This window comes from Pseudomonas sp. AC355 (assembly GCF_979258205.1).
The window spans coordinates 511478-537520 of record NZ_OZ409843.1 but is presented as its reverse complement, the minus strand read 5'-3'; the positions used below and the strand labels follow the sequence as shown (position 1 = coordinate 537520).

25 protein-coding genes and 1 pseudogene are annotated in these 26043 nt (G+C 61.9%); 10 read left to right on the top strand and 16 right to left on the bottom strand.

What is annotated here, in order from left to right; translation table 11 throughout:
- Nucleotides 1-100 precede the first annotated feature (100 nt).
- Both ACZ0AI_RS02575 and bdcA read left to right on the top strand, forming a co-directional pair.
- Nucleotides 101-1302, top strand: a pseudogene (locus tag ACZ0AI_RS02575) (MFS transporter).
- A 33-nt stretch (nucleotides 1303-1335) separates the two neighbouring features.
- Nucleotides 1336-2049 carry an SDR family oxidoreductase gene (bdcA, locus tag ACZ0AI_RS02570; RefSeq protein WP_463564425.1) on the top strand — a complete coding sequence of 238 codons (714 nt, stop codon included), beginning with the start codon at nucleotides 1336-1338 and terminating at the stop codon, nucleotides 2047-2049.
- A gap of 43 nt (nucleotides 2050-2092) precedes the next feature.
- Here the strand turns inward: bdcA and ACZ0AI_RS02565 are convergent, their stop codons facing one another.
- The 16 genes from ACZ0AI_RS02565 to ACZ0AI_RS02490 form a co-directional block, all read right to left on the bottom strand.
- Entirely contained in the window at nucleotides 2093-2524 is a 432-nt protein-coding gene (locus tag ACZ0AI_RS02565; RefSeq protein WP_179537733.1) for a YkvA family protein, read from the bottom strand.
- Nucleotides 2525-2868: 344 nt separating this feature from the next.
- The gene (locus ACZ0AI_RS02560) at nucleotides 2869-3606 is read right to left on the bottom strand and encodes an FKBP-type peptidyl-prolyl cis-trans isomerase (protein ID WP_463564424.1); all 738 of its coding nucleotides are present in this window, start codon (nucleotides 3604-3606) and stop codon (nucleotides 2869-2871) included.
- Between the two features lie 50 nt (nucleotides 3607-3656).
- Entirely contained in the window at nucleotides 3657-3884 is a 228-nt protein-coding gene (locus tag ACZ0AI_RS02555) for a hypothetical protein (protein WP_463564423.1), read from the bottom strand.
- The gene (locus tag ACZ0AI_RS02550; protein WP_463564422.1) at nucleotides 3868-4770 is read right to left on the bottom strand and encodes a hydroxymethylglutaryl-CoA lyase; all 903 of its coding nucleotides are present in this window, start codon (nucleotides 4768-4770) and stop codon (nucleotides 3868-3870) included. The genes ACZ0AI_RS02555 and ACZ0AI_RS02550 overlap by 17 nt, the downstream gene beginning before the upstream one ends.
- Complete coding sequence (locus ACZ0AI_RS02545; RefSeq protein ID WP_463569939.1) at nucleotides 4767-6674, bottom strand: acetyl-CoA carboxylase biotin carboxylase subunit; 1908 nt, start codon at nucleotides 6672-6674, stop codon at nucleotides 4767-4769. Before ACZ0AI_RS02545 ends, ACZ0AI_RS02550 begins: the two co-directional genes overlap by 4 nt.
- On the bottom strand, nucleotides 6671-7468 hold the full coding sequence (locus ACZ0AI_RS02540) for a gamma-carboxygeranoyl-CoA hydratase (RefSeq protein ID WP_463564420.1): 798 nt from the start codon (nucleotides 7466-7468) through the stop codon (nucleotides 6671-6673). Before ACZ0AI_RS02540 ends, ACZ0AI_RS02545 begins: the two co-directional genes overlap by 4 nt.
- A gap of 20 nt (nucleotides 7469-7488) precedes the next feature.
- On the bottom strand, nucleotides 7489-9096 hold the full coding sequence (locus ACZ0AI_RS02535) for a carboxyl transferase domain-containing protein (RefSeq protein WP_463564419.1): 1608 nt from the start codon (nucleotides 9094-9096) through the stop codon (nucleotides 7489-7491).
- A gap of 42 nt (nucleotides 9097-9138) precedes the next feature.
- The gene (locus ACZ0AI_RS02530; protein WP_463566039.1) at nucleotides 9139-10317 is read right to left on the bottom strand and encodes an isovaleryl-CoA dehydrogenase; all 1179 of its coding nucleotides are present in this window, start codon (nucleotides 10315-10317) and stop codon (nucleotides 9139-9141) included.
- A 63-nt stretch (nucleotides 10318-10380) separates the two neighbouring features.
- Nucleotides 10381-10764 (bottom strand): MerR family transcriptional regulator, encoded by a 384-nt coding sequence (locus ACZ0AI_RS02525; RefSeq protein WP_463564418.1) that lies wholly within the window; start codon nucleotides 10762-10764, stop codon nucleotides 10381-10383.
- 139 nt (nucleotides 10765-10903) lie between these two features.
- Complete coding sequence (locus ACZ0AI_RS02520) at nucleotides 10904-11341, bottom strand: phosphotransferase system, HPr-related protein (RefSeq protein WP_463564417.1); 438 nt, start codon at nucleotides 11339-11341, stop codon at nucleotides 10904-10906.
- Between the two features lie 83 nt (nucleotides 11342-11424).
- Nucleotides 11425-11751 (bottom strand): thioredoxin family protein, encoded by a 327-nt coding sequence (locus tag ACZ0AI_RS02515; RefSeq protein WP_225831392.1) that lies wholly within the window; start codon nucleotides 11749-11751, stop codon nucleotides 11425-11427.
- A 70-nt stretch (nucleotides 11752-11821) separates the two neighbouring features.
- A complete protein-coding gene (locus tag ACZ0AI_RS02510) occupies nucleotides 11822-12133 on the bottom strand; it encodes a YgaP family membrane protein (RefSeq protein ID WP_463564416.1) in 312 nt (103 codons plus the stop codon).
- 88 nt (nucleotides 12134-12221) lie between these two features.
- Nucleotides 12222-13385, bottom strand: a complete 1164-nt coding sequence (locus ACZ0AI_RS02505) for an acetyltransferase domain-containing protein (protein WP_463564415.1) — start codon at nucleotides 13383-13385, stop codon at nucleotides 12222-12224.
- A gap of 172 nt (nucleotides 13386-13557) precedes the next feature.
- Nucleotides 13558-14862, bottom strand: a complete 1305-nt coding sequence (locus ACZ0AI_RS02500) for a CitMHS family transporter (RefSeq protein ID WP_463564414.1) — start codon at nucleotides 14860-14862, stop codon at nucleotides 13558-13560.
- 150 nt (nucleotides 14863-15012) lie between these two features.
- On the bottom strand, nucleotides 15013-16098 hold the full coding sequence (locus tag ACZ0AI_RS02495; RefSeq protein ID WP_463564413.1) for a 4-oxalomesaconate tautomerase: 1086 nt from the start codon (nucleotides 16096-16098) through the stop codon (nucleotides 15013-15015).
- Nucleotides 16099-16265: 167 nt separating this feature from the next.
- The gene (locus tag ACZ0AI_RS02490; RefSeq protein WP_463564412.1) at nucleotides 16266-17186 is read right to left on the bottom strand and encodes a LysR family transcriptional regulator; all 921 of its coding nucleotides are present in this window, start codon (nucleotides 17184-17186) and stop codon (nucleotides 16266-16268) included.
- A gap of 222 nt (nucleotides 17187-17408) precedes the next feature.
- Here ACZ0AI_RS02490 and ACZ0AI_RS02485 point away from each other — a divergent pair, with 222 nt between their 5' ends.
- The 8 genes from ACZ0AI_RS02485 to rfbF all read left to right on the top strand — a co-directional run bounded on the left by ACZ0AI_RS02485 (nucleotide 17409) and on the right by rfbF (nucleotide 26041).
- The gene (locus ACZ0AI_RS02485; RefSeq protein WP_463564411.1) at nucleotides 17409-18491 is read left to right on the top strand and encodes a 4-oxalomesaconate tautomerase; all 1083 of its coding nucleotides are present in this window, start codon (nucleotides 17409-17411) and stop codon (nucleotides 18489-18491) included.
- A 32-nt stretch (nucleotides 18492-18523) separates the two neighbouring features.
- Nucleotides 18524-19783, top strand: coding sequence for an OprD family porin (locus tag ACZ0AI_RS02480; protein WP_463564410.1), 1260 nt, complete (start codon nucleotides 18524-18526; stop codon nucleotides 19781-19783).
- Between the two features lie 47 nt (nucleotides 19784-19830).
- Nucleotides 19831-20808: a Bug family tripartite tricarboxylate transporter substrate binding protein gene (locus ACZ0AI_RS02475; protein ID WP_463564409.1), complete on the top strand. Its 978-nt coding sequence runs from the start codon at nucleotides 19831-19833 to the stop codon at nucleotides 20806-20808.
- Nucleotides 20809-20851: 43 nt separating this feature from the next.
- Nucleotides 20852-21307, top strand: coding sequence for a tripartite tricarboxylate transporter TctB family protein (locus ACZ0AI_RS02470; protein WP_463564408.1), 456 nt, complete (start codon nucleotides 20852-20854; stop codon nucleotides 21305-21307).
- A 4-nt stretch (nucleotides 21308-21311) separates the two neighbouring features.
- Nucleotides 21312-22823: a tripartite tricarboxylate transporter permease gene (locus tag ACZ0AI_RS02465; protein ID WP_463564407.1), complete on the top strand. Its 1512-nt coding sequence runs from the start codon at nucleotides 21312-21314 to the stop codon at nucleotides 22821-22823.
- Between the two features lie 52 nt (nucleotides 22824-22875).
- Entirely contained in the window at nucleotides 22876-23850 is a 975-nt protein-coding gene (locus ACZ0AI_RS02460; protein WP_463564406.1) for a D-2-hydroxyacid dehydrogenase family protein, read from the top strand.
- Between the two features lie 298 nt (nucleotides 23851-24148).
- Entirely contained in the window at nucleotides 24149-25195 is a 1047-nt protein-coding gene (locus tag ACZ0AI_RS02455) for an NAD-dependent epimerase/dehydratase family protein (RefSeq protein ID WP_463564405.1), read from the top strand.
- A gap of 69 nt (nucleotides 25196-25264) precedes the next feature.
- Entirely contained in the window at nucleotides 25265-26041 is a 777-nt protein-coding gene (gene rfbF, locus ACZ0AI_RS02450) for a glucose-1-phosphate cytidylyltransferase (protein ID WP_463564404.1), read from the top strand.
- Nucleotides 26042-26043: the final 2 nt, after the last annotated feature.

The following is a 26043-nucleotide window of genomic DNA, read 5'->3' as shown; positions in this document are numbered from 1 at the left end:
CTGCCTGATGACATAAATACTAGTCGATACAAAAGTCGTTGACCATGGATCTACATCGCCCTACATTTGTACCGTTCGATACACATATGAGAAGCAGCCCATGACCGATTCCCCAAAAACCGATTCGCTTCCCGTTTCAGCGCTACTGGCGCTGGCGATGACGGGCTTCATCTGCATCCTCACCGAAACCCTGCCGGCTGGCCTGCTCCCAGAAATCAGCGCCGGGCTCGGTGTTTCGCCCGCACTGGCAGGACAACTGGTCACCCTCTATGCCATGGGTTCGCTGCTGGCCGCGATCCCACTGACCATCGCCACCCAGGGCTGGCGGCGGCGCAATGTGTTGCTGCTGTCGATCATCGGTTTTCTAGTGTTCAACTCGATCACCGCCTGGTCATCGGACTATGTACTGACACTGGTCGCGCGCTTCTTCGCCGGCATGGCCGCCGGGCTGGCCTGGAGCCTGATCGCCGGTTACGCCCGGCGCATGGTCGCTCCGCACCAGCAGGGCCGAGCCCTGGCCTTGGCCATGGTGGGCACGCCCATCGCCCTTTCCCTGGGCGTACCGATCGGCACCTGGCTCGGCGGCCTGGTGGGCTGGCGCACCGCGTTCGGGCTGATGTCCCTGCTCAGCATTGGGCTGATCGTCTGGGTGCTCGTCAAGGTGCCGGACTACCCCGGGCAACCGCGAACCCAGCGCATTGCCCTGCGTTCGGTACTGCTGACGCCCGGTGTGCGCCCCGTTCTCGCCGTAGTGCTGACCTGGATGCTCGCCCACAACATGCTCTACACCTACATCGCCCCCTTCGTCGCGCCCGCCGGGCTGGGTAATCAGCTCGATGTCGTCCTGCTGACCTTTGGCGTCGCCGCCCTGGCGGGTATCTGGATTACCGGCCGGCTGGTCGATCGCCATCTGCGCCAGGCAGTACTCACCAGCCTTGCCACCTTCGCCCTGGTCGCCCTGCTGTTCGGCCTGTACGCCGAATCGATCGCTGTGCTGTACATCGGCGTGTTCGTCTGGGGGCTGACTTTCGGGGGGCGGCCACCCTGCTGCAAACCGCACTGGCCGACGCCGCCGGCCCTGGCGCCGACGTGGCGATGTCGATGAACGTGGTGATCTGGAACAGCGCCATCGCTGGTGCGGGGCTGACCGGCGGCGTGCTGCTCGGCCAGTTCGGCGTCGGCGCCTTCCCTTGGGTGATGCTGGCTCTGCTGCTGATCGCCCTATGGATCGCCTCGGCGGCCAGCCGCCACGGCTTCCCGTCCGGGCAACGACGTAGCGACGCGGTCGTCGCCGGACACTGATCATCCACCTTAGCCAATCAGGAGATAACCATCATGTCCCATTCAGATCGCAAATCCGTTCTGGTTCTCGGCGGCAGCCGCGGTATCGGTGCCGCCATCGTGCGCCGCTTCGCCAGCGATGGCGCGCAGGTAACCTTCACCTACGCTAACTCGGCGGCACCGGCAAAGCAGCTGGTAGAAGAAACAGGGAGCCGCGCCGAGCAAGTGAACAGTGCTGATCGTGCCGCCCTGACTGCCCTGATCGACAGCCTCGGCGCCATCGACGTGCTGGTAGTCAACGCCGGCGTGTTCGTCGCGGGCGACCCGCTGGAGCTGGATGCCCAAGCCATCGACCAGCTCTTCACCATCAATATCAACGCGCCCTACCATGCAGCGGTCAGTGCGGCGCGGCAGATGTCAGCCGGCGGCCGGATCATCTTGATCGGTTCGAACATCGCCGACCGCGCAGCGATGCCGGGCATGGCCGCCTATGGCGCCAGCAAGGCCGCATTGAGTGGCATGGTCAAGGGACTGGCAAGGGATTTCGGCGCGCGTGACATCACCGTCAACGTCGTGCAGCCAGGCCCGACCGATACCGAGATGAACCCGGCCGACGGCCCACTGAACGAGCTGATGCACAGCTTCATGGCGATCAAGCGACACGCCCGTAGCGATGAGATCGCCAGCATGGTGGCCTGGCTGGCGGGTGCCGAAGCCGGGCTAGTGACGGGAACGGCGCTGACCATCGACGGTGGTTTCGCGGCCTGACGGTCACTAACGCCACTCAGTGCAAATTCGGGTGACTGCCCGCTCAGGTCACCCGCTCGGCTACCGGCAGTTTGGCGATGGCGTCGCGGGTTTCGCGATCCTGGGCATCGCGCCAGGTGCGGAAGGCGTCCAGCTCGCTGCCCCAGGTTTTCATGACCCAGGCGAGCACGGCCAGGTCGTCCACCAGGCCCAGGCCGGGAATGAAGTCTGGGATGGCGTCCAGCGGCGACACGAAGTACAGCAAGCCGGCCACGATGGCGAGCAGCGCCTGCGGGTTGATCGCCCGATAGCTGCCCCGCCACCAGGCCACACATAACTCCTGCAGCAGGCTCAGATCGCCCCTCAACGAAGACAGGCTGCGGCCTCCTCCGCTGCTTTTACGGGTCACTGCCAGTAGCAATGCCGGCAAGCGACCGCGCTTCAGGAAACGCTGTGCGATGGGCAGGTAACGGGCAAAATTCCACGGTGCTTTCATGACCACTCCTCGTCAGCCCGCGTGTTCGCTGGGCTGTCTGTGGTTATCCACCATAGCTGTGGATAACCTTGTGAACAGTTATGGGATTAGCTTACCAAACGCCCTTGCCATGCGGCCTCGCCACAGATCGGACATTTTTTATCCAGCGGATAAAATCCTGTTAAATCAATTAGTTAAAAAAATCAAAAGATTTCGTAAAAAACCTGACCAAGTAAATAAGAACCTTTGTCGCAGTGTGCATAACCGTAACGCAGTGGTTGCATTCAGCGCGCTTTGCGGCTAGGCAAAAGCCCCAGAAACGACAACGCCCCGTAGAACGGGGCGTTGCTTTGAACAGGCTGAGCTTACTGAGCGGGAGCAGCCTCAGGTGCAGCTTGTTCCTGAGCAGCCTGATCCTTGATGGCGATCAGCTCCAGGTCGAACACCAGTACCGAGTTGGCCGGAATGGCCGGGCTCGGGCTCTGGGCGCCATAGGCGAGTTCGGCCGGGATGTACAGTTTGTACTTCTCGCCGACGTGCATCAGTTGCAGGCCTTCGACCCAACCCGGAATCACGCCGCCAACCGGCAGGTCGATCGGAGTGCCACGCTCGACGGAGCTGTCGAACACGGTGCCGTCGGTGAGCTTGCCTTCGTAGTGAACTGTGACCACGTCATCAGCCTTGGGCTGAGCGCCGTCGGCCTTCTTGACCACTTCGTACTGCAGACCCGAAGCGGTGGTGGTGACGCCGTCACGCTTACCGTTCTCTTCGAGGAATTTCTTGCCGGCCTGGGCCGCTTCCTCGTTCATTTTGGTCATGCGCTCTTCGGCACGCTTTTGCAGAGCAGCGAAGGCTTCAACCAGCTCTTCATCTTTCAGGCGCTGCTCTTTCTTGCCAATGGCGTCTTCGATGCCTTGAGCAACAGCATTGGGATCCAGATCATCCATGCCTTCCTGAGCCAGGCTTTTGCCCATGTTCAGGCCAATGCCGTAGGAGGCCTTCTGAGCCGGGCTTTCCAGTTTAACTTCGCTGGTTTGCGAATCACAACCGGCGAGCACCAGGCCCACCAGGGCGATCGCTGCTGCCAAACGATGCTGTTTCATGCTGATTCCTTGTTCGCTACGCCCTAGGGCAATCGAGTAAAAGCGCGAGCTTAGGGGGTGTGGGTATAGCAACGCAAGCCGCGTTGCTGTGATTTATCCAGGCAGATCACGCATGCCTTGCGGGAAATGGCGAGATGAAGCAGAAAGCTGACCGGATCGTTCAGTTCGCCGCGCCGATTTGCCAAGGCAGCGGTGTAACTGACTAGCCGGTATGAGTTTTTTTCCAGGGGGAAGTTCACTGCCAGACCGAGCAAATTGGCATCACTGACTGCTTGCATATGCCCTCGCCACCCGTGAAGCAGAGTCGCGCCCCAATACCCTGCTGATACGCAGTCCGGCGTCGATCAACCGCGACAGATCGATGCCGGTTTCGATGCCCAGGCCCTGCAGCAGATAGAGCACGTCTTCGCTGGCGACGTTGCCGGTCGCCCCCTTGGCATAGGGGCAGCCGCCCAGCCCGGCGACCGAACTGTCGAACACCGCAACGCCTTCCAGCAGGCTGGCGTAGATATTGGCCAGCGCCTGGCCGTAGGTATCGTGAAAGTGCCCGGCCAGTTGCTCGCGTGGCACGTCGCGAGCTACCACCTCTATCAATTGCCGCACTCCGCCAGCGGTGCCGACGCCAATGGTGTCGCCCAGGGAGATTTCATGGCAGCCCATGGCCTGCAGTTCCCGGGAGACGGCGGCGACCTGATGGGCCGAGATGGCGCCGTCATAGGGACAGCCCAGCACGCACGACACGTAGCCGCGCACGCGGATGCCGTGCTGCTGGGCCATGTCCATCAACGGCTGAAAGCGCAACAGGCTCTCGGCAATCGAGCAGTTGATGTTGCGCTGCGAGAAGGATTCAGACGCCGCCGCGAACACCGCCACTTCTCTCACCCCAGCCTCGATTGCCGCTTCCAGCCCTTTCAAGTTTGGGGTCAACGCCGCGTAGGTAATACCGGGCCGCTGATCGATGCCCGCGAATACCTCAGCACTGCCGGCCATCTGCGGCACCCATTTGGGCGACACGAAACTGCCGACTTCTATATAGCGGAGCCCGGCAGCGCTCAGGTCGTCGACCAGGCGCACCTTGTCAGCCACGCTGATCGGCTGCTTCTCGTTCTGCAGGCCGTCCCGCGGGCCCACTTCCACCAGGCGCACATGACTGGGCAGGCTCATGGCTGTGCCTCCAGTTCGACCAGTACCGAGCCCTCGCCAATCAAATCGCCCTCGACGCAATGGATTGTCTTGATCGTGCCCGCCTCGGGCGCCCGAATGCTGTGCTCCATCTTCATGGCTTCCAGCACCACCAGTGCAGCGCCCGCCTCGACCTGCTGACCCGGCTCGACCAGCACACGAACGATGCTGCCGTTCATGGGTGCGGTGAGCCCACCTTGATGTGCGTTGCCCACCGCGGCAGCGGTAATCGGATCGAAACGGCGCACCGCCAGCCACTCCACGCCCCAGCGCAGGTAAAGCGTGTCTCCCTGGCGCACGACCTGTGAATGGCGTACTGCGCTGGCGGAACGCGCCTGAAGCACCAGGCTACGGCTTACATCGCCGCACACCAGAGTCATATGCACCTCGGCCGGCAAACCGTTGCGCCAGGCACTGCGTGCCGCCCAGGGCGAATGCGGATCGTCCGCCCGCTGCCGCTCGGCATCGGTGGCCAGGAAGGCCGCGCCAGCCTGCTGCCAGAACGCTTCCGGCAGCTCTTTATTTGGCGGCAGCAGCTGCGCCTGGTGACGCTCGATAAAGCCGGTATCCAACTCCGCTGCAGCAAACGCGGGATTCGCCAGAATGCGCTGCAGGAATGCCAGGTTGGTCTTGAAACCACCAACCACCGTTTCCCCCAGCATGGCCAGCAGGCGCTGGCGGGCCTCTTCACGGTTCTCGCCCCAGGCGATCAACTTGGCCAGCATCGGGTCGTAGAACGGCGATACTTCATCGCCCTGCTCCACCCCGCTGTCGACCCGGCGCCCCGGTCCGGCTGCCGGTTCGCGGTACAGGTCGAGATGCCCACTGGCCGGCAGGAAGCCGCCTTCAGGATCTTCGGCGTACAGGCGCACCTCGATGGCATGGCCGTCGAGGGGCACCTGATCCTGACGGATCGGCAGCGGCTCACCACGCGCCACACGGATCTGCCAGGCCACCAGATCGAGACCGGTGATCGCTTCGGTCACCGGGTGCTCGACCTGCAGGCGAGTGTTCATCTCCATGAAGAAAAATTCGCCCCGGGCATCGAGGAGAAACTCCACGGTACCGGCGCCGACATAGCCGATAGCCTGCGCCGCGCGTACGGCGGACTCGCCCATGGCCCGCCGCAGTTCCGGCGACAGGCCCGGCGCGGGGGCTTCTTCGACCACTTTCTGATGACGCCGCTGGATCGAGCAGTCACGCTCGTTGAGGTACAGGCAATTGCCGTGCTGATCGGCAAATACCTGGATCTCCACATGGCGCGGCTGCAGCACATATTTCTCGACCAGCATGCGCCCGTCACCGAATGCCGACTGCGCTTCACGCTGCGCCGACGCCAGGGCCTCGGCCAGTTGGCCTTCGCTCTCCACCACCTTCATGCCCTTGCCACCGCCGCCGGCAGTCGCCTTGAGCAACACCGGATAGCCGATGCGCGCGGAAGCGGCGCGGAAGGTCTCCAGATCCTGTGCGTCGCCATGGTAGCCCGGCACCAGCGGCACACCGGCCTCCTCCATCAGCGCCTTGGCCGCGGACTTGCTGCCCATGGCATCGATGGCGCTGGCCGGCGGGCCTAGAAAGATCAAACCGGCTGCTTCGAGCTTACGGGCAAAGCTGGCGTTCTCAGACAGGAAGCCATAACCGGGATGAACGGCCTGCGCGCCGCTGGCCTGCGCAGCTTCGATGATCCTGTCCATCAGCAGGTAGCTGTCACTCGGTTTGGCGCCGCCGAGGTCGATGGCGAGATCCGCCTCGCGCACGTGCCGGGCGCTGTGGTCGATGGCGCTGTGAACTGCCACCGTGGTCATCCCGAGGGCTTTGGCGGTGCGCATCACCCGGCAAGCGATCTCGCCGCGGTTGGCGATCAGAAGCGTGTCGATGGTTTTCATGACTGGGCCTGCCAGGCGGGTGGGCGTTTCTGCAGAAAGGCGTTGAGGCCTTCCTGCCCTTCTTCACTGACGCGAATGCCGGCGATCACGCTCTCGGTACGCTGGCGCAGGGCGTCACTGAGCACACCGCTGCCGACGCCGTGCAACAGCGCCTTGCTCTCGCGCATCGCCTGCGGGCTGTTGAGCAGCAGGTTGGCGATCCATTGTTCGACCTCGCCCTCCAGCTCGGCGGCGGGATAACACTCGGCGAGCAGGCCCAGCTCCCGAGCACGCTCACCACTGAAGCGCTCGGCACTGAGCGCGTAGCGCCGGGTGGCGCGCTCGCCGATGGCCTGCACCACGTAAGGGCTGATCACCGCGGGAACCAGGCCGATGCGCACCTCGGAAAGGCTGAACGATGCCTCGCTGGCACCGATGGCGATGTCGCAGCAGGCCGTCAGCCCGACCGCACCGCCGAACGCGGCGCCCTGCACCACGGCCAGCGTCGGACACGGCAAGTGGTAGAGCAGGCTCATCAACTCACCGAGTTGGTGGGCGTCTCGCAGGTTGCTGGCGTAGTCGAGCTGCGCCGAAGCCTGCATCCAGCCCAGATCAGCGCCGGCGGAGAAATGCCGCCCCTGGCCACGCAGGACGAGAAACCGCAGGCTGTCGTCAGCCGCTACCTGGCGCAGTGCCTGGATCAGCTCCTCAATCATCTCGGCATTGAAGGCGTTGTGCTTGTCCGGGCGGTTCAGCCACAGGGTGGCGACCCCGCGCGGGTCGGTGTGCAATTCAATGCTGCTGAAATCGGTCATCAGTCTGTCCTCGGCCGGGGCTACATGCGGAACACGCCGAAGCGTGTCGGCTCGATGGGCGCGTTGAGGCTGGCGGAAATCGCCAGCGCCAGCACTTCGCGAGTCTGCGCCGGGTCGATCACACCGTCGTCCCACAGCCGCGCACTGGAGTAAAAGGCGTGGGCCTGGCGCTCGTACTGCTCGACGATAGGCTGCTTGAGGCGCTGCTCGTCCTCGGCGGAAAACACCTGACCGGCGCGCTGCGCCTGCTCGTGCTTGACCTGCACCAATACCCCGGCAGCCTGCTGTGCGCCCATCACGCCGATCCGCGCATTGGGCCACATCCACAGAAAACGCGGGTCGTAGGCACGGCCACACATGCCGTAGTTGCCGGCGCCGAAGCTGCCGCCGATGATCACCGTGAACTTGGGCACCCGGGCGCAGGCCACCGCAGTGACCAGCTTGGCGCCGTGTTTGGCGATGCCGCCCTCTTCGTATTTCTTGCCGACCATGAAGCCGGTGATGTTCTGCAGGAACAGCAGCGGGATGCCGCGCTGGCAGGCCAATTCAATGAAGTGCGCACCTTTCTGCGCAGCTTCGGCGAAGAGGATGCCGTTGTTGGCCAGGATGGCGATGGGATAGCCGTTGAGGTGGGCGAAACCACAGACCAGGGTGGTACCGAACAGCGCCTTGAATTCATCGAGCTGCGAGTCATCGACGATCCGCGCGATCACTTCTCGTACATCGAAAGGTTGTTTCGGGTCGGCGGGAATGATGCCGTACAGCTCATCGGCGGCGTAGCGCGGCGCGATGGGCTGCCGCGCCTGAACTTCACCGAGCTTGCGCCAGTTGAGGTTGGCAATGCAGCGGCGTGCCAGGGCAAGCGCGTGCGGGTCGTTTTCCGCATAGTGGTCGGCCACGCCACTGGTCTTGCAGTGTACGTCGGCGCCACCGAGTTCCTCGGCGCTGACCACTTCACCGGTGGCTGCCTTCACCAGAGGCGGGCCGGCGAGAAAGATGGTCGCCTGTTCGCGCACCATGATGGTCTCGTCGCTCATCGCCGGCACGTAGGCGCCACCGGCGGTGCACGAACCCATCACCACGGCGATCTGAGCGATGCCCTGGGCGCTCATGTTGGCCTGGTTGAAGAAAATGCGGCCGAAGTGCTCGCGATCAGGAAACACCTCGTCCTGACGCGGCAGGTTGGCGCCACCGGAATCCACCAGGTAGATGCACGGCAGGCGGTTCTGGCTGGCGATGGCCTGGGCGCGCAGATGCTTCTTCACGGTCAGCGGGTAATAGCTGCCGCCCTTCACCGTGGCGTCGTTGGCGATGATCATGCATTCGACACCTTCGACACGGCCAATTCCGGCGATCACCCCGGCGGCGGCAACCTCTTCGTCGTAGACCTGATAAGCGGCGAGCTGGCCGATTTCCAGAAACGGCGAGCCTGGATCGAGCAGCCAGTCGATGCGCTCGCGCGGCAGCAGTTTGCCGCGCGAGCGGTGTCGTTCCTGCACCTTGGCACCGCCGCCTTCGCGGGTGCGGGCGAGCAAGCCGTGCAGCTCATCGACCTGAGCCAGCATCGCCTCACGGTTAGCGGCGTACTCGGCGGAACGGGTGTTCAGTTGCGTGTGCAATATTGCCATGGCACGGCTCCGACTGAAGGGCACCTGAAACGTGGGGTTCGATCAAGCCGTTTCGTTGAACAGCTCGCGTCCGATCAGCATGCGGCGAATTTCACTGGTGCCGGCGCCGATCTCGTAGAGTTTGGCGTCACGCCACAGGCGTCCGACCGGATACTCGTTGATGTAGCCATTGCCGCCGAGAATCTGGATCGCCTCACCGGCCAGCCAGGTGGCTTTTTCCGCTGCATAGAGGATGACCCCGGCGCAGTCCTTGCGTACCTGGCGCACATGGCCGCTGCCCAGGGCGTCGAGCTGCCGGCCGACCGCGTAGAGGTAGGCGCGACAGGCCTGCTGGGTGGTGTACATGTCAGCCAGCTTGCCCTGAATCAGCTGGAACTCGCCGATGCTTTGGCCGAACTGCTTGCGGTCGTGGATATAGGGCACCACCACGTCCATCGCCGCTTGCATCAGCCCCAACGGGCCGCCAGAGAGCACCGCACGTTCATAATCCAGGCCGCTCATCAGCACTCTGGCGCCTTCGCCGACACCACCGAGCACGTTTTCCTCAGCCACCTCGACATCCTGGAACACCAGCTCACCGGTGTGCGAACCGCGCATGCCGAGCTTGTCGAGCTTCTGCGCGACGCTGAAGCCTGGCGTGCCCTTCTCGACGATGAAGGCGGTCATGCCCTTGGCGCCAGCGCTTGAATCAGTCTTTGCATAGACCACCAGCACATCGCAATCCGGGCCGTTGGTGATCCACATCTTGGTGCCGTTGAGCACGTAGCGGTCGCCCTTGCGATCGGCGCGCATCTTCATCGACACCACGTCGGAACCGGCATTGGGCTCGCTCATGGCCAGGGCCCCGATGTGTTCACCGCTGATCAGCCCTGGCAGGAAACGGCGCTTCTGAGCCTCGCTGCCATTGCGGTTGATCTGGTTCACGCACAGGTTGGAATGGGCCCCATAGGACAAGCCGATACCGCCAGCGGCCCGGGAGATTTCCTCCATGGCGATCATGTGCGCCAGGTAGCCCATGCCGGCGCCGCCGTACTCTTCGCTGACGGTCAGACCGAGCAGGCCCATGTCGCCGAACTTGCGCCACAGATCCATGGGGAACTGGTCAATGCGATCGGCTTCGGCAGCCCGTGGGGCGATTTCCTTCGCGGCGAAACCGGCGACCGCGTCGCGAAGCATGTCGATTTCCTCGCCGAGGAAGAAATTCAGACCTGGCAGGGTGATGCTCATGTAACGACTCTCCATTGTTGTAGTTGTTGGATGCGTTAAACGATTGGCAAACGGGCCTCAGGAAGCAGTCATCTGCCGCATGGCAGTCATACAACGCTGTTCGGCGGTATCTAACTCACGCTGCATCTGCTGGATGTCGAGCAGCTGGCGGGCGAGATGCTCGCGGCGCTCGGCGATCTTTTCCAGAAAGTGATCGAGCTGCTTGCGATTGCCGCCAGCCGGGTCATAGAGGTCGATCAATTCCTTGCACTCGGCGAGGGAAAAACCGATGCGCTTGCCGCGCAGGATCAGCATCAGCGTCACTCGGTCACGGGCGCTGTAGATACGCTCCAGCCCCTTGCGCTCGGGCGCGAGCATGCCCTGCTCCTCGTAAAAACGAATGGTGCGGGTGGTGACGCCGAGTTCGTGGGCCAGCTCGGAAATGCTGTAGGAATGACTCATGGTGCGAGCGACTCGCCTGAATGACCTTTACGTAAACGTAAGCCTGCAACTACATAGCTGTCAAATTGGCGAGAGGGTCACAACGGGAATTTAGTGGCGGGGGTGCATGGCCATTGCGGCCATGCAGGTCAACACGGCCTCAGGATTTCGGCTCGTCATCCCAGGGCTGGCCGTCGAGCGGGTGTTTCTTGGCCAGTTCGGCTTCATCGAGGCCCGAGCCGCCGCCGATATCGCCTTCACTGACGATGCTCAGGTCGCGGTCAGCGGGCTCGTCGTCACCACGTTCCCGCGGCGAGTGTGCGCCAGTATCGTCGATCAGGTTCTCGGGGCTCAGGTCGTCGAGGCTGACACCGTCTTCGTGGCGACCTTCTTTCAGGGTTTCACCACCGCTCTGCCCCGCGTCGCGCACGCGCTCATCCGGATATTCGTGCTGCACCTCGTCTGCTGGACGACGGTCGCCGATGCGCCCTTCGCGCACATCCTTACTGTCGCTGAAATCCAACTGCTCGATCGAGCCCATGCGATCCTCAGTGTCATCAATCTCCCGAGGTGTGGCTGGCTGCTTGGGTGTGCTCATGACGTTCTCCAGTATGGGTCTGTTCGGTTGACTCGACCCATACCGGGAAAATTCAGGAAAAGTGACGGGATGCGATGTGCAGCTCAGCCCTCACCCACCAACTGCTCCAGGGCTTCTTCCAGTGGGCTGACACTGGTGGGGCGAACCAGTCGAGTGACCTCGACGCCGTCACGCAGGAACACCAGGGTCGGCCACAGCTTGACCTTGAAGGCGCGCCCCAATGGTCGGCCGCTGCCGTCTTCGATCTTCAGGTGAGTGACCTCGGGATAATCCGGCATTACCTTGGCCAGCAAAGGCTGCGCCGCCTGGCAATGGCTGCACCAGTCGGTACCGAATTCGATGAGGGTCATACCAGGCTTCGCCTGTACTTCAGCGGCTGTCGGCGCCGTGCTGCTGTATTCGCTGCTCATGTTGTCATCTCCACTAATGAGCCAAACGCAACCGGCCCGCTATTGCGGGCCGATTTGGTACCTCAACGTATCAAACGCTGTCGCGAACCTGCTTGGCAACCGGCTTGACCCGCTCGGCGATCTCGCTCTCGATACGGGTCACGGTTTCAGCGATGCGATCCACGTCAGGACGCATGGAACGGGCGTCTTCCATGACGCTTTTGAGCTTGCAATGCCCGCTCAAGCCACGTGCTAACAGCATACCGCCGAACGCTGCACGAGCCAGCCCCAGCACGCCGCCACGCTTCAGGCCGCCACGAGCCATGGCGATACCACTGCCGATGGAAAGCGCACGTTCCCAACCCTGCACGTTACTGCCGCCTTGCTTATCGAATGTGGACATATCGCTAGCTCCAGTCTGTCTGTGATTCACAACGGACAGGTCAAAAGCGGCCGATGTTCGACCACTCCGACAAGCGGATGAACGGCGTTCAGAGATAACGCAGCCAGGTCAGGTCACGACGACGGGCCTTGAGTGCCGCGAACCAGCGCACCGGCGGGAACAGCACCACGGCGAGCAGAATCGAACAGAGCCATACAGGGCCGATCGAGTCGAAGCCAAAGTAGTCGCCCTGATTAGTGCCCCAGATAGCCACGGCAGCCAGGTACAGCAGCTTCAGCACATAGAGGTGCAGCAGGTAGAAGAACATCGGCGCACCACCGTACACGGTCAGCGCCTTGAGCCAGCGGTTGCCCTGAGCACGCTCGAACGCGAGCAACAGCAGCAGACCCAACCCCAGGGTCAGCGTAAGGAAGGCCAGCGACGGCGGATACTTGGTGATGTTGAGGATACTCATCAGGGTTTCCAGCCAGTTGCTGCCCATCACCCAGCTCTTCTCGCCGTAGCCGTTGCCTGCACGAACCACGACGAACACCAGCAGCGAACCGAGCCCCCAGCCAAGCAGCAGGGCCTGACGACTTGCGGCGTCCGCAGCGCGACCGAACCACGAGCCGGCGGCATAACCCAGGGCAATCACGCCAATCCACGGCAGCAGCGGATAGGAGGTGCGCAGACGCAGATCGTCGGACACCTGCAGCCAGCCGCGATCATGCAGGATGGCCCATGGCACGTGCATCGCCGAGTCGGCCGCGAAGTGCAGGCCATCGAGCAGGTTGTGGCCACAGACCAGCACCAGCCCCAACACGATCAGCACGCCGCGCGGCAGCCAGACCAGCAGCGACAGCGCCAGCATGCTTAGGCCGATGGCCCAGATCACCTGCAGGTAGATCACCGTTGGCGGCACCTGGAAGGTCCAGGCGAAGTTCACCAAAGTGAATTCGAGCACGACCAGAAACAGCCCACGCTTGAACAGAAAGGCACTGACAGCAGCCCGGCCATTGGCCTTCTCGCCATACAGGAATGCCGACAGGCCGGTCAGGAAGATGAATACCGGCGCGCACAGGTGAGCCAGGGTGCGACTGAAGAACAGCGACGGTTCAGTGCTGCTCACATCCATGGGGTCGAGTACCTGACGGTGCAGGAAAAACGTTTCTCGCACATGGTCGAGCAGCATGAACAGAATGACTAGCCCGCGCAGGGCGTCGATGGAGGTAAGGCGTGAGGTAACGGGATTGGCGATTGCGGCAGTGGTCATAGCATATCCAGAACAGAAAGCCGGGCAGACAGAGGGTCTACCCGGCACAGCGAATGGTTATGATATAACAAAACTTAATTACCGGCCCAGCCCCACTGTTGATACGAGCATTACTCCTCCCCCATCAGCGGCAGGCCACCGGGAACAGCCGTGCCTGCGCGCCTTCAGGTACTCAGACCAGAAATGAAATGGCTCCCGTGAGTACCGCCACCAGGGTGATTGCCAGCGACAGCAGGACGGCCCACTTCACCGTGGCTTTCTGAAAGTCGCCGATGTCCTTGTCCACCATGCCGACCAGCAACAGAGTCGAAGCCACCAGGGGGCTCATCAGGTGAACCGGCTGCCCCAGAATCGAAGCGCGGGCGATTTCCACCGGGTCGATGCCATAGGCTGCTGCAGCTTTGGCGAGAATGGGCACCACGCCAAAATAGTAGGCATCGTTCGACAACACGAACGTCAGCGGCATGCTGGTGACTGCCACTACCAGCGGAAACAGATGGCCCCACGACGGCGGGATCATGTTGACGATGCTTTGCGCCAGGGCGTCGACCATCTTGGTACCCGAGAAGATGCCTGCGAACACCCCTGCCGCAAAGACCAGCAGCACCACCGTCATGGCATTTCCCGAGTGGGAGAGGATGCGCTCCTTCTGAATATCGAGCTGTGGGTAATTGATCATCAGAGCGACCACGAAACCGATCAGGAACAGCACGGCAGCGTGAGCGATGCCCATCACCAGCGCCGTCATCACGGCGATCACCAGAAACAGGTTCACCCACACGAAACGAGGACGCTTGTAGGGCTGGTCGCCGAGGATCTCCTCGATATAGCAGTTGCCGCCGCCAGTCTGCAGTTTGGTATTGCCGATGCGGCTGCGCTCCTTGCGGCCAAGCACGTAGGCGATCAGCACCACGAAGGCAGCACCGGCCACCATGGTCGGCAACAGCGGGATGAAGTATTCGGATGCATCGAGCCCCAGCGCGGCGATGGCGCGGGTCGCAGGCCCGCCCCAGGGCGTCATGCCACTCATGATGCTCAGCGACAGCATCGAAACCGTGGCGAGCACCATGGGGTTCATCCCGATACGGCGGTACAGCGGCAACATCGCCGCGCAGGTGATCATGTAGGTGGTGGTGCCATCGCCGTCCAGCGCAACGGTCAGGGACAGCAGCGCAGTCCCTACGGCGATCTTCACGGGATCACCGTTGACTTTGCGCAGGATCTTGCGAATCAGCGGATCGAACAGCCCGGTGTCGATCATCAGCCCGAAGAACAGGATCGCGAACAGCAGCAATGCCGCCGAGGGCGCGACCATCTTCAGGCCATCGAGAATCATCTTGCCGGTCGAATCGCCAAAGCCTGCAGCAATGGCGAAAACGATCGGAATAAAGGTGAGCGCCACGATGGGCGACATCCGCTTCGACATGATCATGTAGGTGAACACGACCACCATCGCCAACCCGAGTAAAGCGAGCATAGAGTTCTCTCTTTTTGTTTTTGGAGACGAGCATCTCGTGGCGATCCGGCACAACCGGATTTGCCCAAGTTACATGCTTCGTTTGCTGCAGTGATGGCTCTCTCCGTAGAACCCTTTGCCAGAAGACCAAGGCCTCACTGGACGGCGATGTCATCCGGCCAGAAGGCGCTCCTCAGGAGCGTGAACCTCACCGGAAAACAGTCGCCTGGCGGTGCGTACCACGGACGCACGAATGGTCTCGCCCTGCTCGCCCACGTACGCCAGTGCCACCTCGATCGAACCGCTTGGATGTTCGATCCGCACCTGGCTCATGCGCGCTGCACTGGCATCCAGATCAAGCATCTGCGCGGCCACGGTTCCCACGCTGACGCAAGCGGTGGCCAGACCGATGGAGCCTGTGATGGCCAATGCGCGGTGGCAGTTATGGGGCATGAAATACCTGACCTGAATCGTTCCGCCGGCCGAGGCAGGCGCCAGCAGGACAGGTTTCGGAATCACTTTGTCGGTGACATCCCCAAGCCCCATGGCCAGCCCAGCCTGCAGACGAATGGATTCGAGCCGGGCGAGAAAATCCAGGTCGGCGTCGAGCTCGGCAGGTGATTCGCGGCCCGTCTTGCCGAGGCTGGCGGCATCGATCAGCACCATCGGCATGGCCATGTCGATACAGGTCGTTTCGACGCCATTGAAGCGGTCGCGGGTATTGCCTGTGGGAAACAGCTTGCCGGTCTTGCTGCCGGCGGCATCCAGAAAAGTCAGTTCGATAGGTGCGGCGACACCCGGCACGCCATCGATGCGGGTCGCCCCGGCGTAGGTGACTGCGCCGCCTGGCGTCTGCACCTTGGAGCTGACGAAGGTGCCTGTATTGAGGTTCCTGATACGCACTTCGGTGGTAGCGAGCCCCGCCTTCACCAGGCCCTGCTCGACCGCGAAGGGCCCCACGGCGCAAAGCATGTTGCCGCAATTGGGCGCGGTATCGACGCGCCGCTGGGAGACCATGACCTGCACGAACAGGTAGTCGACATCGGCATCCGGGTGACTGGACGGGCTGACGATGGCGACCTTGCTGGTCTGCGGGCTGCCACCGCCTATGCCGTCGATCTCGAGCTCATGCCCTGCACCCATGACCGACAACAAGACTTCATTTCTCTCGTCTACCGACCCAGGCAAGTCGCTGGCGAGAAAAACCGGGCCTTTCGAGGTGCCTCCGCGCATGAGCACACAAGGAATTGGCTGCATGATTCTTACTCTTTTGCTGATCAATCAGGCCGATTGATGTCTTGAGCAAAAGAGTTACATGCACCAACAATTCCATCAAATGCAAAGATTTAAGCAATTAATGCATTTAACGCATCAGTAAAACTACATCTCCGAATGGCTGAAAAGCGCAAAATCGCGGGAAAGCGTCACGCCGGCTTGTCACCGCCCAGCGCGGTATAACCCGGCCACTGGCGCAGCAAGGTATCGACGAACTGCTCCGCTGCTGGTGACAGCGATGACCCATGACGGCGCACCAGCCCCAGGGTGCGGCTGATCACCGGGTCAACCAGAGGGCGCTGCACCAGCGTCGGGTGATCTTCGGCCGGCATCGCCAGGCTGGGCATGGCGGCGATGCCGAGGCCGGCCTCGACCATCCCCAAAGAAGTGGACAGGTGCTGAACCTCGTAGAACCAACTGGGCCGCCAATCGAGATTGGCCAGGCCATGGTCGAGCAGCACGCGGTTGCCGCTCAAACGCCCCACGCCGATCAAGCGGTAATCGCTCAGTTCACGCCACGCCACCTGAGGCTGCTCCGCTAGGGGATGGTCACGTCGACAGGCGAGCACGAAGGGCTCGTTGACCAGCGGAGTGAAATCGATCTCCGCGTTCTGCCCGCTGAGCATGTTGATACCGAAATCCGCTTCACCACGCAGCACGGCTTCGAGACCTTCGTGGGCGCTCAGGTCGAGAATGCGAATGCGGATCTTCGGGTATTGCCGATTGAATTCGCGAATCACCGTGGGCAGGAAGTAGAACGCCGCAGTGGGAATGCACGCCAGGGTGACTTGCCCGGACTGACGCTCGGCCAGTTCTCGAATGCCCAGAATCGAACGCTCGAAATCATCCAGCAGACGCCGAGCCTTCGGCAGGAAATCACGCCCTACGGCCGTCAGGCTGACCCGCCGCGTGGTGCGATCGAGCAGTTGGGTACCCAAGCCCTCTTCCAGCTTTTGCATGCGTCGGGTGAGCGCCGGCTGGGACAGGTGAATGGCGTTGGCCGCCTCGTGGAAATTGCCGAATTCAGCAATTTTGACGAAGGCACGAAGATCCTGAAGCTCGTAATTCATGCATAAAACCTATCAATAACGACTTTTATTATGTGAGGCAGATTAGTCCATTAATCAGAACACGGCGACCGTCTGATGAAATCCGCCAGCCGAAGCCTCTAGCAGGCGCATTAATGCACAAAAAGCATTAGTTGTTGAAATATATGCAATTTACAAAACAAAAGACACTGACCACCATTTAAGGAAAGCAACAATAAGCGAATTTATTGCACTGGAGACATCATGCAAGCCATTCCCTGCGTCCTGATGCGCGGCGGCACTTCTCGCGGCCCGGTCTTTCTGGCCAACCACCTGCCCTCCGATATTGCCCAGCGAGACGAGCTGCTGCTCAAAGTAATGGGCTCGGGTCACGAGCTGGAAATAGACGGCATTGGCGGCGGCAATCCGCAGACCAGCAAGGTCGCCATCGTAAGTACTTCCCCTCACCCGGATGCCGATGTCGACTACCTGTTCGTGCAGGTCATGGTCGCCCAGCGCCGGGTCGATACGGCGCCCAACTGCGGCAACATGCTCTGCGCCGTTGGCCCGTTCGCCATCGAACATGGCCTGGTCAACGCCTGCGCCCCAGTGACCCGGGTACGGATTCGTAACCTCAACACCAACACACTGATCGACTCGGAAGTGCAGACGCCCAAGGGCAAGGTTCGCTATGAAGGAGAAACCAGCATCGATGGCGTTCCCGGCAGCGCCGCGCCGATCAAGCTGACCTTCCTCGATGCTTCCGGTGCCAAGACCGGAAAACTGCTGCCCACCGGCAATGTTCGTGACCGCTTCGACGGTGTCGAGACCACCTGCATCGACATGGCCATGCCCATGGTCATCATGCACGCCGAAGCGCTGGGCAAGACCGGCTACGAGACACCTGCGCAGTTGGACGCCGACAGCGCGCTGTTGGAGCGCCTGGAGAGCATCCGCCTGCAGGCCGGCAAAGCCATGGGCCTCGGTGACGTCAGCCAGATGGTGATCCCCAAACCCGTGCTGCTTGCCCCGTCACGCAACGGCGGCACGCTGTCGACCCGCTATTTCATGCCGCACAGCTGCCATCGTTCCATCGCCGCCACCGGCGCCATCGGCCTGGCCAGCGCTTGCGCTTTGCCGGGAAGCGTTGCGTTCGACATCGCGCCGATAACCGGAGCCGCCCTGGTACGTCTGGAACACCCGGGCGGGCAAATCGAAGTGTCACTCACGCCTGGCGAAGACAGCCAGCCGCAACACATGCAGGCCTCCCTGATACGCACCGCACGGCGCCTTTTCGCCGGCGATGTCTATGTGCCGCTGGCGGCAAGAAGCACCCAGAAAAACTGACGTCACCTGCTGTCAACAACGAGAAAACAATAATGACAAGAAAGAATCTGCTCTACGTATCCCTCGCTCCCGCCTTCCTGACGGGCCTGCCGCTGGCCGTGGGCAATGCCCAGGCGGCTGGCTTTATCGACGACAGCAAGGCCAATCTGGAACTGCGCAACTTCTACCTCAACCGCGACTTTCGCGACGGCCCAGGGCAGAACAAGCGTGAAGAATGGGCTCAGGGATTCATCCTCAACATGGAGTCCGGCTACACCCAGGGTACCGTCGGTTTCGGCGTGGACGCCCTGGCCATGCTCGGCGTAAAGCTCGACTCATCACCCGACCGCTCTGGCACCGCGCTGCTGCCGCGCAACGGTGATCGGCGCGCCGAGGACGACTACAGCAAGCTGGGGCTGACCGCCAAGGTGCGTTTCGCCGACAGCGTACTGAAGGTCGGTACCCTGCTACCTAAGATGCCAACCCTGCAGTTCAGCAACAGCCGCCTACTGCCCCAGACCTTCGAGGGCTGGCAGTTGCAGAGCAAGGACATCGACCGACTGACCGCCTCGTTCGGCGAAATCTCCAAGGTGGTGCAGCGCGATGTCTCGGGCTCCAGCGATCTGGCACTGAACAACAAGAACGGCCGTTTTGGCGGCAGCCCGAGCAGCGATCATCTACGCTTCGCCAGCCTCGACTATGCGCTGACACCAACCACCCAGGTCAGTTACCACCAGGGTGAGCTGAGTGACATCTACCGCCAGCACTTCCTCGGCCTGCAGCACACGCTTGCCCTGGGCCCGGGCAAGCTGAAAAGCGACCTGCGCTACTTCAACAACAGTGAAAGTGGCCAGGCGCGTGCCGGCGATATCGACAACCAAGTGTTCAACGCCATGTTCACTTACAGCCTGGCCGGCCACGCCCTGGGCGTTGCCTACCAGCGCATGCATGGCGACGACGGCTTCACCTATGTCGACGGCGCAACGCCCTACCTGACCAACTTTCTGCAGATCAACGACTTTGCCGGGCCCGATGAGCGCTCCTGGCAGGTTCGCTATGACTATGACTTCAGCAAGCTGGGTATCCCCGGTCTGACTTTTATGACGCGCTACGTCCGTGGCAGCGGAATCGACCTCGCGAATGGCGATAGCGGCAGAGAGTGGGAGCGCAACACCGACCTGGCTTATGCATTCGCCGATGGGCCGCTGAAGAACCTCAAAGTCACCTGGCGCAACGCGGCCTACCGCGCCAACTTCACCCGCGGCATCGATGAAAACCGTTTGATCCTGAGTTATGCCCTGCCGATCTGGTGATACGGCGCCACGAAGAACCTGCCAATAAATCCAATACAGGTAACACTATGAAAGCTTTCAAGAACTGCCTTCTTCCCCTCGCCGGCGTACTACTGCTGACCGGCCTGCAGGCCAACGCCGATCAGCCACACCGGCCCGAATGCATCGCGCCAAGCAAACCGGGTGGCGGTTTCGACCTCACCTGCAAGCTCGCCCAGGCCGGCCTGAAAGACAATGCCGTGCTCAAGTCGCCGATGCGCGTCACGTACATGCCGGGTGGCATCGGCGCTGTTGCCTACAATTCGATAGCCGCCAATCGGCGTAACGAGCCGGGCACGCTGATCGCGTTCTCCGGTGCTTCGCTGCTGAACCTTGCTCTGGGCAAATACGGCCAATTTGATGAAAACGCCGTGCAGTGGTTGACCACCATCGGCGCCGATTACGGCACCCTGGCGGTTCGCGACGACTCGCCGTACAAGAATCTCGACGATGTCGTGCAAGCGCTCAAGAAAGACCCGAAAAGCGTCGTCGTCGGTGGCGGCGGCAGCATCGGCGGCCAGGGCTGGATGAAGATCGCGCTGCTCGCCAAGGCCGCGGGCATCAATCCCAGTGAACTGCGCTATGCGGCGTTCGAAGGCGGCTCCGAGCACTACATGGCGCTGATGGGCAAACACGTCGATCTGGTCACCGGCAGCGCCAGCGAGATCGCCTCGCAGAAGGGCAACGACATCCGCACCCTGGCGGTATTCAGCGAAGAGCGCCTGCCGGGTGACCTGGCCTCCATTCCCACCGCTCGCGAGCAAGGCTACGAGATCCAGTGGCCATTGATCCGCGGTTACTTCCTCGGCCCGGACGTGCCAGAAGAGCAGGTGCAGTGGTGGCGCGAGTCGTTCGCCAAACTGGAATCCTCACCCGACTTCGAACGCTACATGGTCGACCGCGACGTACTGCCGATGTATGTCAGCGGGCCGGAGCTGAAGGCGCTGGTACACAAGCAGGTCGAGCAATACCGAGAGCTGGGCCGCGAGTTCGGCCTGGTCGAATAACCCTTCCGGGGGGAGCCATTCGGCTCTCCCCATGGAGCACCCTATGCAAGACCGTATTTTCGCGGGCGTCAGCCTGCTGCTTTGTCTCGGCCTCTCGTTGGTGGCCTGGGGCTACCACGCGCCGTTTTCCTACGAGCCGGTAGGGCCGCGAGCCTTTCCCCTGCTGCTGATCGTGATGATCGCCATGGGCGCCATCTACCTGCTGGTGAAGCCGTCGCGGGCCAGCGATGAACCAGCGGAGCCAGCCCTGGATCGTCACGTAATCCGCAAGATCGTGCTGTGCATCGTGGCACTACTGATCTACGCCGCACTGTTCGAACTCGCCGGTTTCATCATCGCCAGTACTCTCTTCGCCATCGCCATGGCGCGTTTGTACGAAGGCACCTGGAAAGCCAGCCTGACCTCCGGCGTGCTACTCGCGGTGGGCCTCTACCTGCTGTTCGACAAAGCCCTCGATGTACCGCTGCCACTTGGCCTGTTTTCTGGCCTGGAGTTCTAAACGGATGGATACTTTCAGCTATCTGGGGCAAGGCTTCGGCGTCGCCCTGAGCCCCTACAACCTGTTCACCGCACTGTGCGGCACCCTGATTGGCACCATCGTCGGCCTGCTGCCGGGCCTGGGCCCGATCAACGGCGTGGCGCTGCTGATTCCCATCGCCTTCGCCCTTGGTCTGCCGCCGGAAACCGCGTTGATCCTGCTTGCGGCCGTGTACCTGGGCTGTGAATACGGCGGCCGTATTTCCTCGATCCTGCTGAACATCCCAGGCGAAGCATCGGCCGTGATGACCACCCTCGACGGCTACCCGCTGGCACGCCAGGGCAAAGCCGGTATCGCCCTGTCGATCTCCGCCTGGAGCTCCTTCGTCGGCGGTTTGATGGCCACCTGCGGCGTGGTGATTTTTGCCCCCCTGCTGGCTAAATGGGCGGTCGCATTCGGCCCCGCTGAATACTTCGTGCTGATGGTGTTTGCCATCGTCTGTCTGGCTGGCATGGCTGGCAACAAACCGATGAAGACGGCCATCGCCTGCTGCATCGGCCTGCTGCTGTCCTGCGTCGGCATCGACTCCAACAGCGGCGTGTATCGCTTCACCTTCGGTAGCCTCGGCCTGGCCGATGGTATCCAGTTCGTGGTGCTGGTATTGGGTCTGTTCTCGGTCAGTGAAATTCTCGTCTTGCTCGAGCGTACTCACCATGGCCAGAAGGCTATCGAAGCCAAGGGCCGTATGCTGTTCAACATGAAGGAAGGCCTGTCGGTACTGGCCACCAACCTGCGCAGCGGGGCGGTGGGATTCTTCCTCGGCATCCTGCCGGGCGCTGGTGCGACCCTGGCCAGTGCCGTGGCATACATGAGCGAGAAGCGCCTGGCCGTGAAAGACAACAAGTTCGGCGACGGCGATCTGCGCGGCCTGGCGGCGCCTGAAACCGCCAATAGCGCATCGGCCTGTGGCTCGCTGGTGCCGATGCTGACCCTCGGCGTTCCGGGTTCCGGCACCACTGCGGTGATGCTTGGCGCGCTGACGCTGTACAACATCACCCCCGGCCCGCTGCTGTTTCGCGACCAGCCGGACATCGTCTGGGGCCTGATCGCCTCGCTGTTCATCGCCAACATCATGCTGATCGTCATCAATGTGCCGATGATCAAGATCTTCACCAAGATCCTCGCCGTACCATACTGGGCGCTGGTGCCGGCCATCGCCATCATCACCTCGATCGGCGTTTACGCCGTGCACGCCACGGCATTCGATCTGTACCTGATGATCGGAATCGGCGTCGCCGGCTACATCCTGCGCAAGATGGACTTTCCGCTCTCGGCGATTCTGCTCGGCTTCATCCTTGGCGGCCTGATGGAGCAGAACCTGCGACGCGCCCTGTCACTGTCCAATGGTGACCTGAGCATTCTCTGGAGCAGCTCGATCACCCTGGCCGTATGGGCCCTGGTGGCATTGATGATAGCCTTGCCCATCTGGCGTATCTGGCGGGCTCGCCGCAGGGCAGCGGCCCAGAGCGTCGGCTGATACTTCACCGAATCAGGCTCCCTGTGGAGCCTGAACCGCCTGGGAGCCTGCCATGCATATCGTCATTCCCGATGACTACCAGAACGTCATCCGTACCCTCGACTGTTTCGCCACCCTGAGCGGCCATCAGGTCAGCATCCATCACGATGCCGTCGACGACACCCGACTGCTGGCCGAGCGCTTCGCCGATGCCGATGCGCTGGTGCTGACCCGAGAGCGCACGCGCATCGACGAAGCACTGCTCGCCCAACTGCCGAAGCTCAAGCTGATCAGCCAGACCGGCAAGGTCTCCAGCCACCTCGATGTGGACGCCTGCACGCGCCATGGCGTGGCCGTCATGGAGGGCCGTGGCTCGCCCATCGCCCCGGCAGAGCTGACCTGGGCGCTGATCATCAATGCCAGACGGCAGCTGTTCCCGGCCATGCAGGGCATGTATGCCGGGCAGTGGCAAGTCAACCTCGGCCAGCGCCTGGCCGGGCAGACGCTGGGCATCTGGGGCTACGGCAAGATAGGCCAGCGTCTGGCCCGTTATGCCCAGGCCTTCGAGATGCCCGTATTGGTCTGGGGCAGCGATGCATCGCGCCAGGCCGCGATTGCCGACGGACACCGCGCGGCACCATCACGGGAAGCATTCTTTGCCGAGTCGGATGTAATCACCCTGCACTTGCGCCTCGCCGAAAGCACTCGGCATCTGGTGACCGCCAAAGATCTGGCACTTATGAAAACCAGCGCATTGCTGGTCAATACCAGCCGCGCCGAACTGATCGCCCCGGGCGCCTTGCTCGAGGCCCTTAACCTTGGCAGGCCGGGCTATGCCGCGCTGGACGTGTTCGAGCAGGAGCCGATTCTCGACCCCGCACACCCGCTGCTGAACCACCCGGGCGTGCTCTGTACTCCGCACCTCGGTTACGTCGAGCGAGAAGGTTACGAGCTGTATTTCGGCGATGCCTTTGCCAACGTGCGGGCGTTTTTCAAGGGTGAAGACTGCCCGCTGGCTAATCCCGAGGTACGACCGCCAAGCGAATGACAGAAATCTTTCGACTTTGTGAAACGCGCCACAAAGCCCTTTTTTGAGCGGTTGAAGCTTGATGCGGCGCGGCTTCCAGCGATGCCGGGGGTCACCTTGAACAAGGCTTGAGTCGGCCGCAGCAGCTTAAAAAAACTGACCCCGAAATCAGAAAATAATTATTAATCCTTATAAATCAATATTTTAAACAACCTAAAACCGCCTATCAGATAAACAAGCATTTTTCTGACGCAGGAATACTATCAGCCGAACGATGGATACCGCCCCACCCGTGGGCGGTCATTGCAAGGAAGGCTTGATGAAAATTCTCGTGCTGGGAAACATGGGCTACGTCGGCCCGGCGGTCATCCGCGAACTGACGACCCGCCATCCCCAAGCCATCGTGCATGGCTTCGACAACGCCTATTTCGCCCACTGCCTCACCAACGCTCATGTCTTGCCGGAACAGCACCTGAGCCAGCAGTTCTTTGCTGACGTGCGTGACCTTTCACCACAGTTCCTCGAAGGCTACGACGCAGTGGTGCAGCTGGCGGCCGTCTCCAACGATCCCATGGGCGACCGCTTTGCCAGCGTGACCGAAGCAATCAACCAGAACGCCACCATCGCTATCGCCAATGCGGCCGCCCGTGCCGGGGTACGCAACTTCGTCTTCGCCTCCAGCTGCAGCGTGTACGGCGTGGCCCAGGGTGGGCCGCGCACAGAAAGCGATCCCGTCTCGCCCATGACCGCTTACGCCCGCTCCAAGATCGGCAGCGAAGATGCGCTCTCCGACATCGCCGGCGACATGGTGATTACCAGCCTGCGCTTCGCCACGGCCTGCGGCATGTCCGACCGGCTGCGCCTGGATCTGGTGCTCAATGACTTCGTTGCCGGTGCGCTCAGCGAAGGCCGCATCACGGTGCTCAGCGATGGCTCGCCATGGCGCCCATTGATCGACGTCGCCGACATGGCGCGGGCCATCGACTGGGCCATCCAGCGCAGCGCCGACAACGGCGGGCGCATCTTGCGCGTGAATACCGGCAGCAACGAGCGCAACCATCAGGTTCGCGACCTCGCCGCCGCGGTAGCCGATGCCCTGCCCGGCACCGAGGTGAGCATCAATACCGAAGCCCCCGTCGACAGCCGCTCCTATCAGGTCGATTTCAGTCTGTTCGCCAGCCTTGCCCCCGCTCATCAGCCGCAAATGACCTTATCGAGGTCGATCAGCCAACTGGTCGAGGGCCTCAAGGGCATGAGCTTCAGCGACAGCCAGTTTCGTACATCGCCGCTCGTGCGCCTGCGCGTGCTGCAAGGCCATATCGACAGTGGCCGACTGAGCGAAGACCTGCGCTGGCAATCGCGCTAGATCGCGGCCGCATTACCGGGCCATCTGGCCCACTGATACAGCGTCCATTAACCACGGGGGAGCACCATCATGAAGGTTGCAATCTTTGCGGGTGGCTTCGGCACCCGCCTGAGCGAAGAGACGGCGATCCGTCCCAAGCCGATGGTCGAGATCGGTGGCCGACCGATCATCTGGCACATCATGAAGATGTACGCGCACCACGGCTTCAACGATTTCGTGGTGCTCGGCGGCTACAAGGTCGATTACATCCGCGACTACTTCCTCAACTACCGCGCGCAACGCACCGACTACACCATCGACCTGAAGACCGGCAATATCGATTGGCTGGAGAGCGTCAGTGAAGACTGGCGCGTCACCGTGCTCGATACCGGCGCCGACTCGATGACCGGCGGGCGCCTCAAGCGTGCCATGCCATTGCTGTGCAACGAGCCGTTCTGCCTGACCTACGGCGATGGTGTCAGCGATGTGAACATCAGCGAGCTGGTCAAGGTGCACAAGGCCTCGAAGCGCTGGTGCACCCTTACCGCCGTCACCCAGCCCGGGCGTTACGGCGCACTGCGTCTGAACGAAGACCTCAATCGCGTCGAAGCCTTTCGCGAGAAAGGCGCTGCCGATGGCGGCCTGATCAATGGCGGCTTCTTCGTCTGCCAGCCGGAAGTCTTCGAGCTGATCGATGACGACCAGACCACCTGGGAAAACGAACCCATGGATCGCCTGGTCGAGCGCGACATGCTTGGCAGCTACCACCACAAAGGCTACTGGCAGAGCATGGACTCGCTGCGCGACAAGATCACCCTGGAAACCGCCTGGGCCAGTGGCGCGCCGTGGAAACAGTGGAACGACTGAAG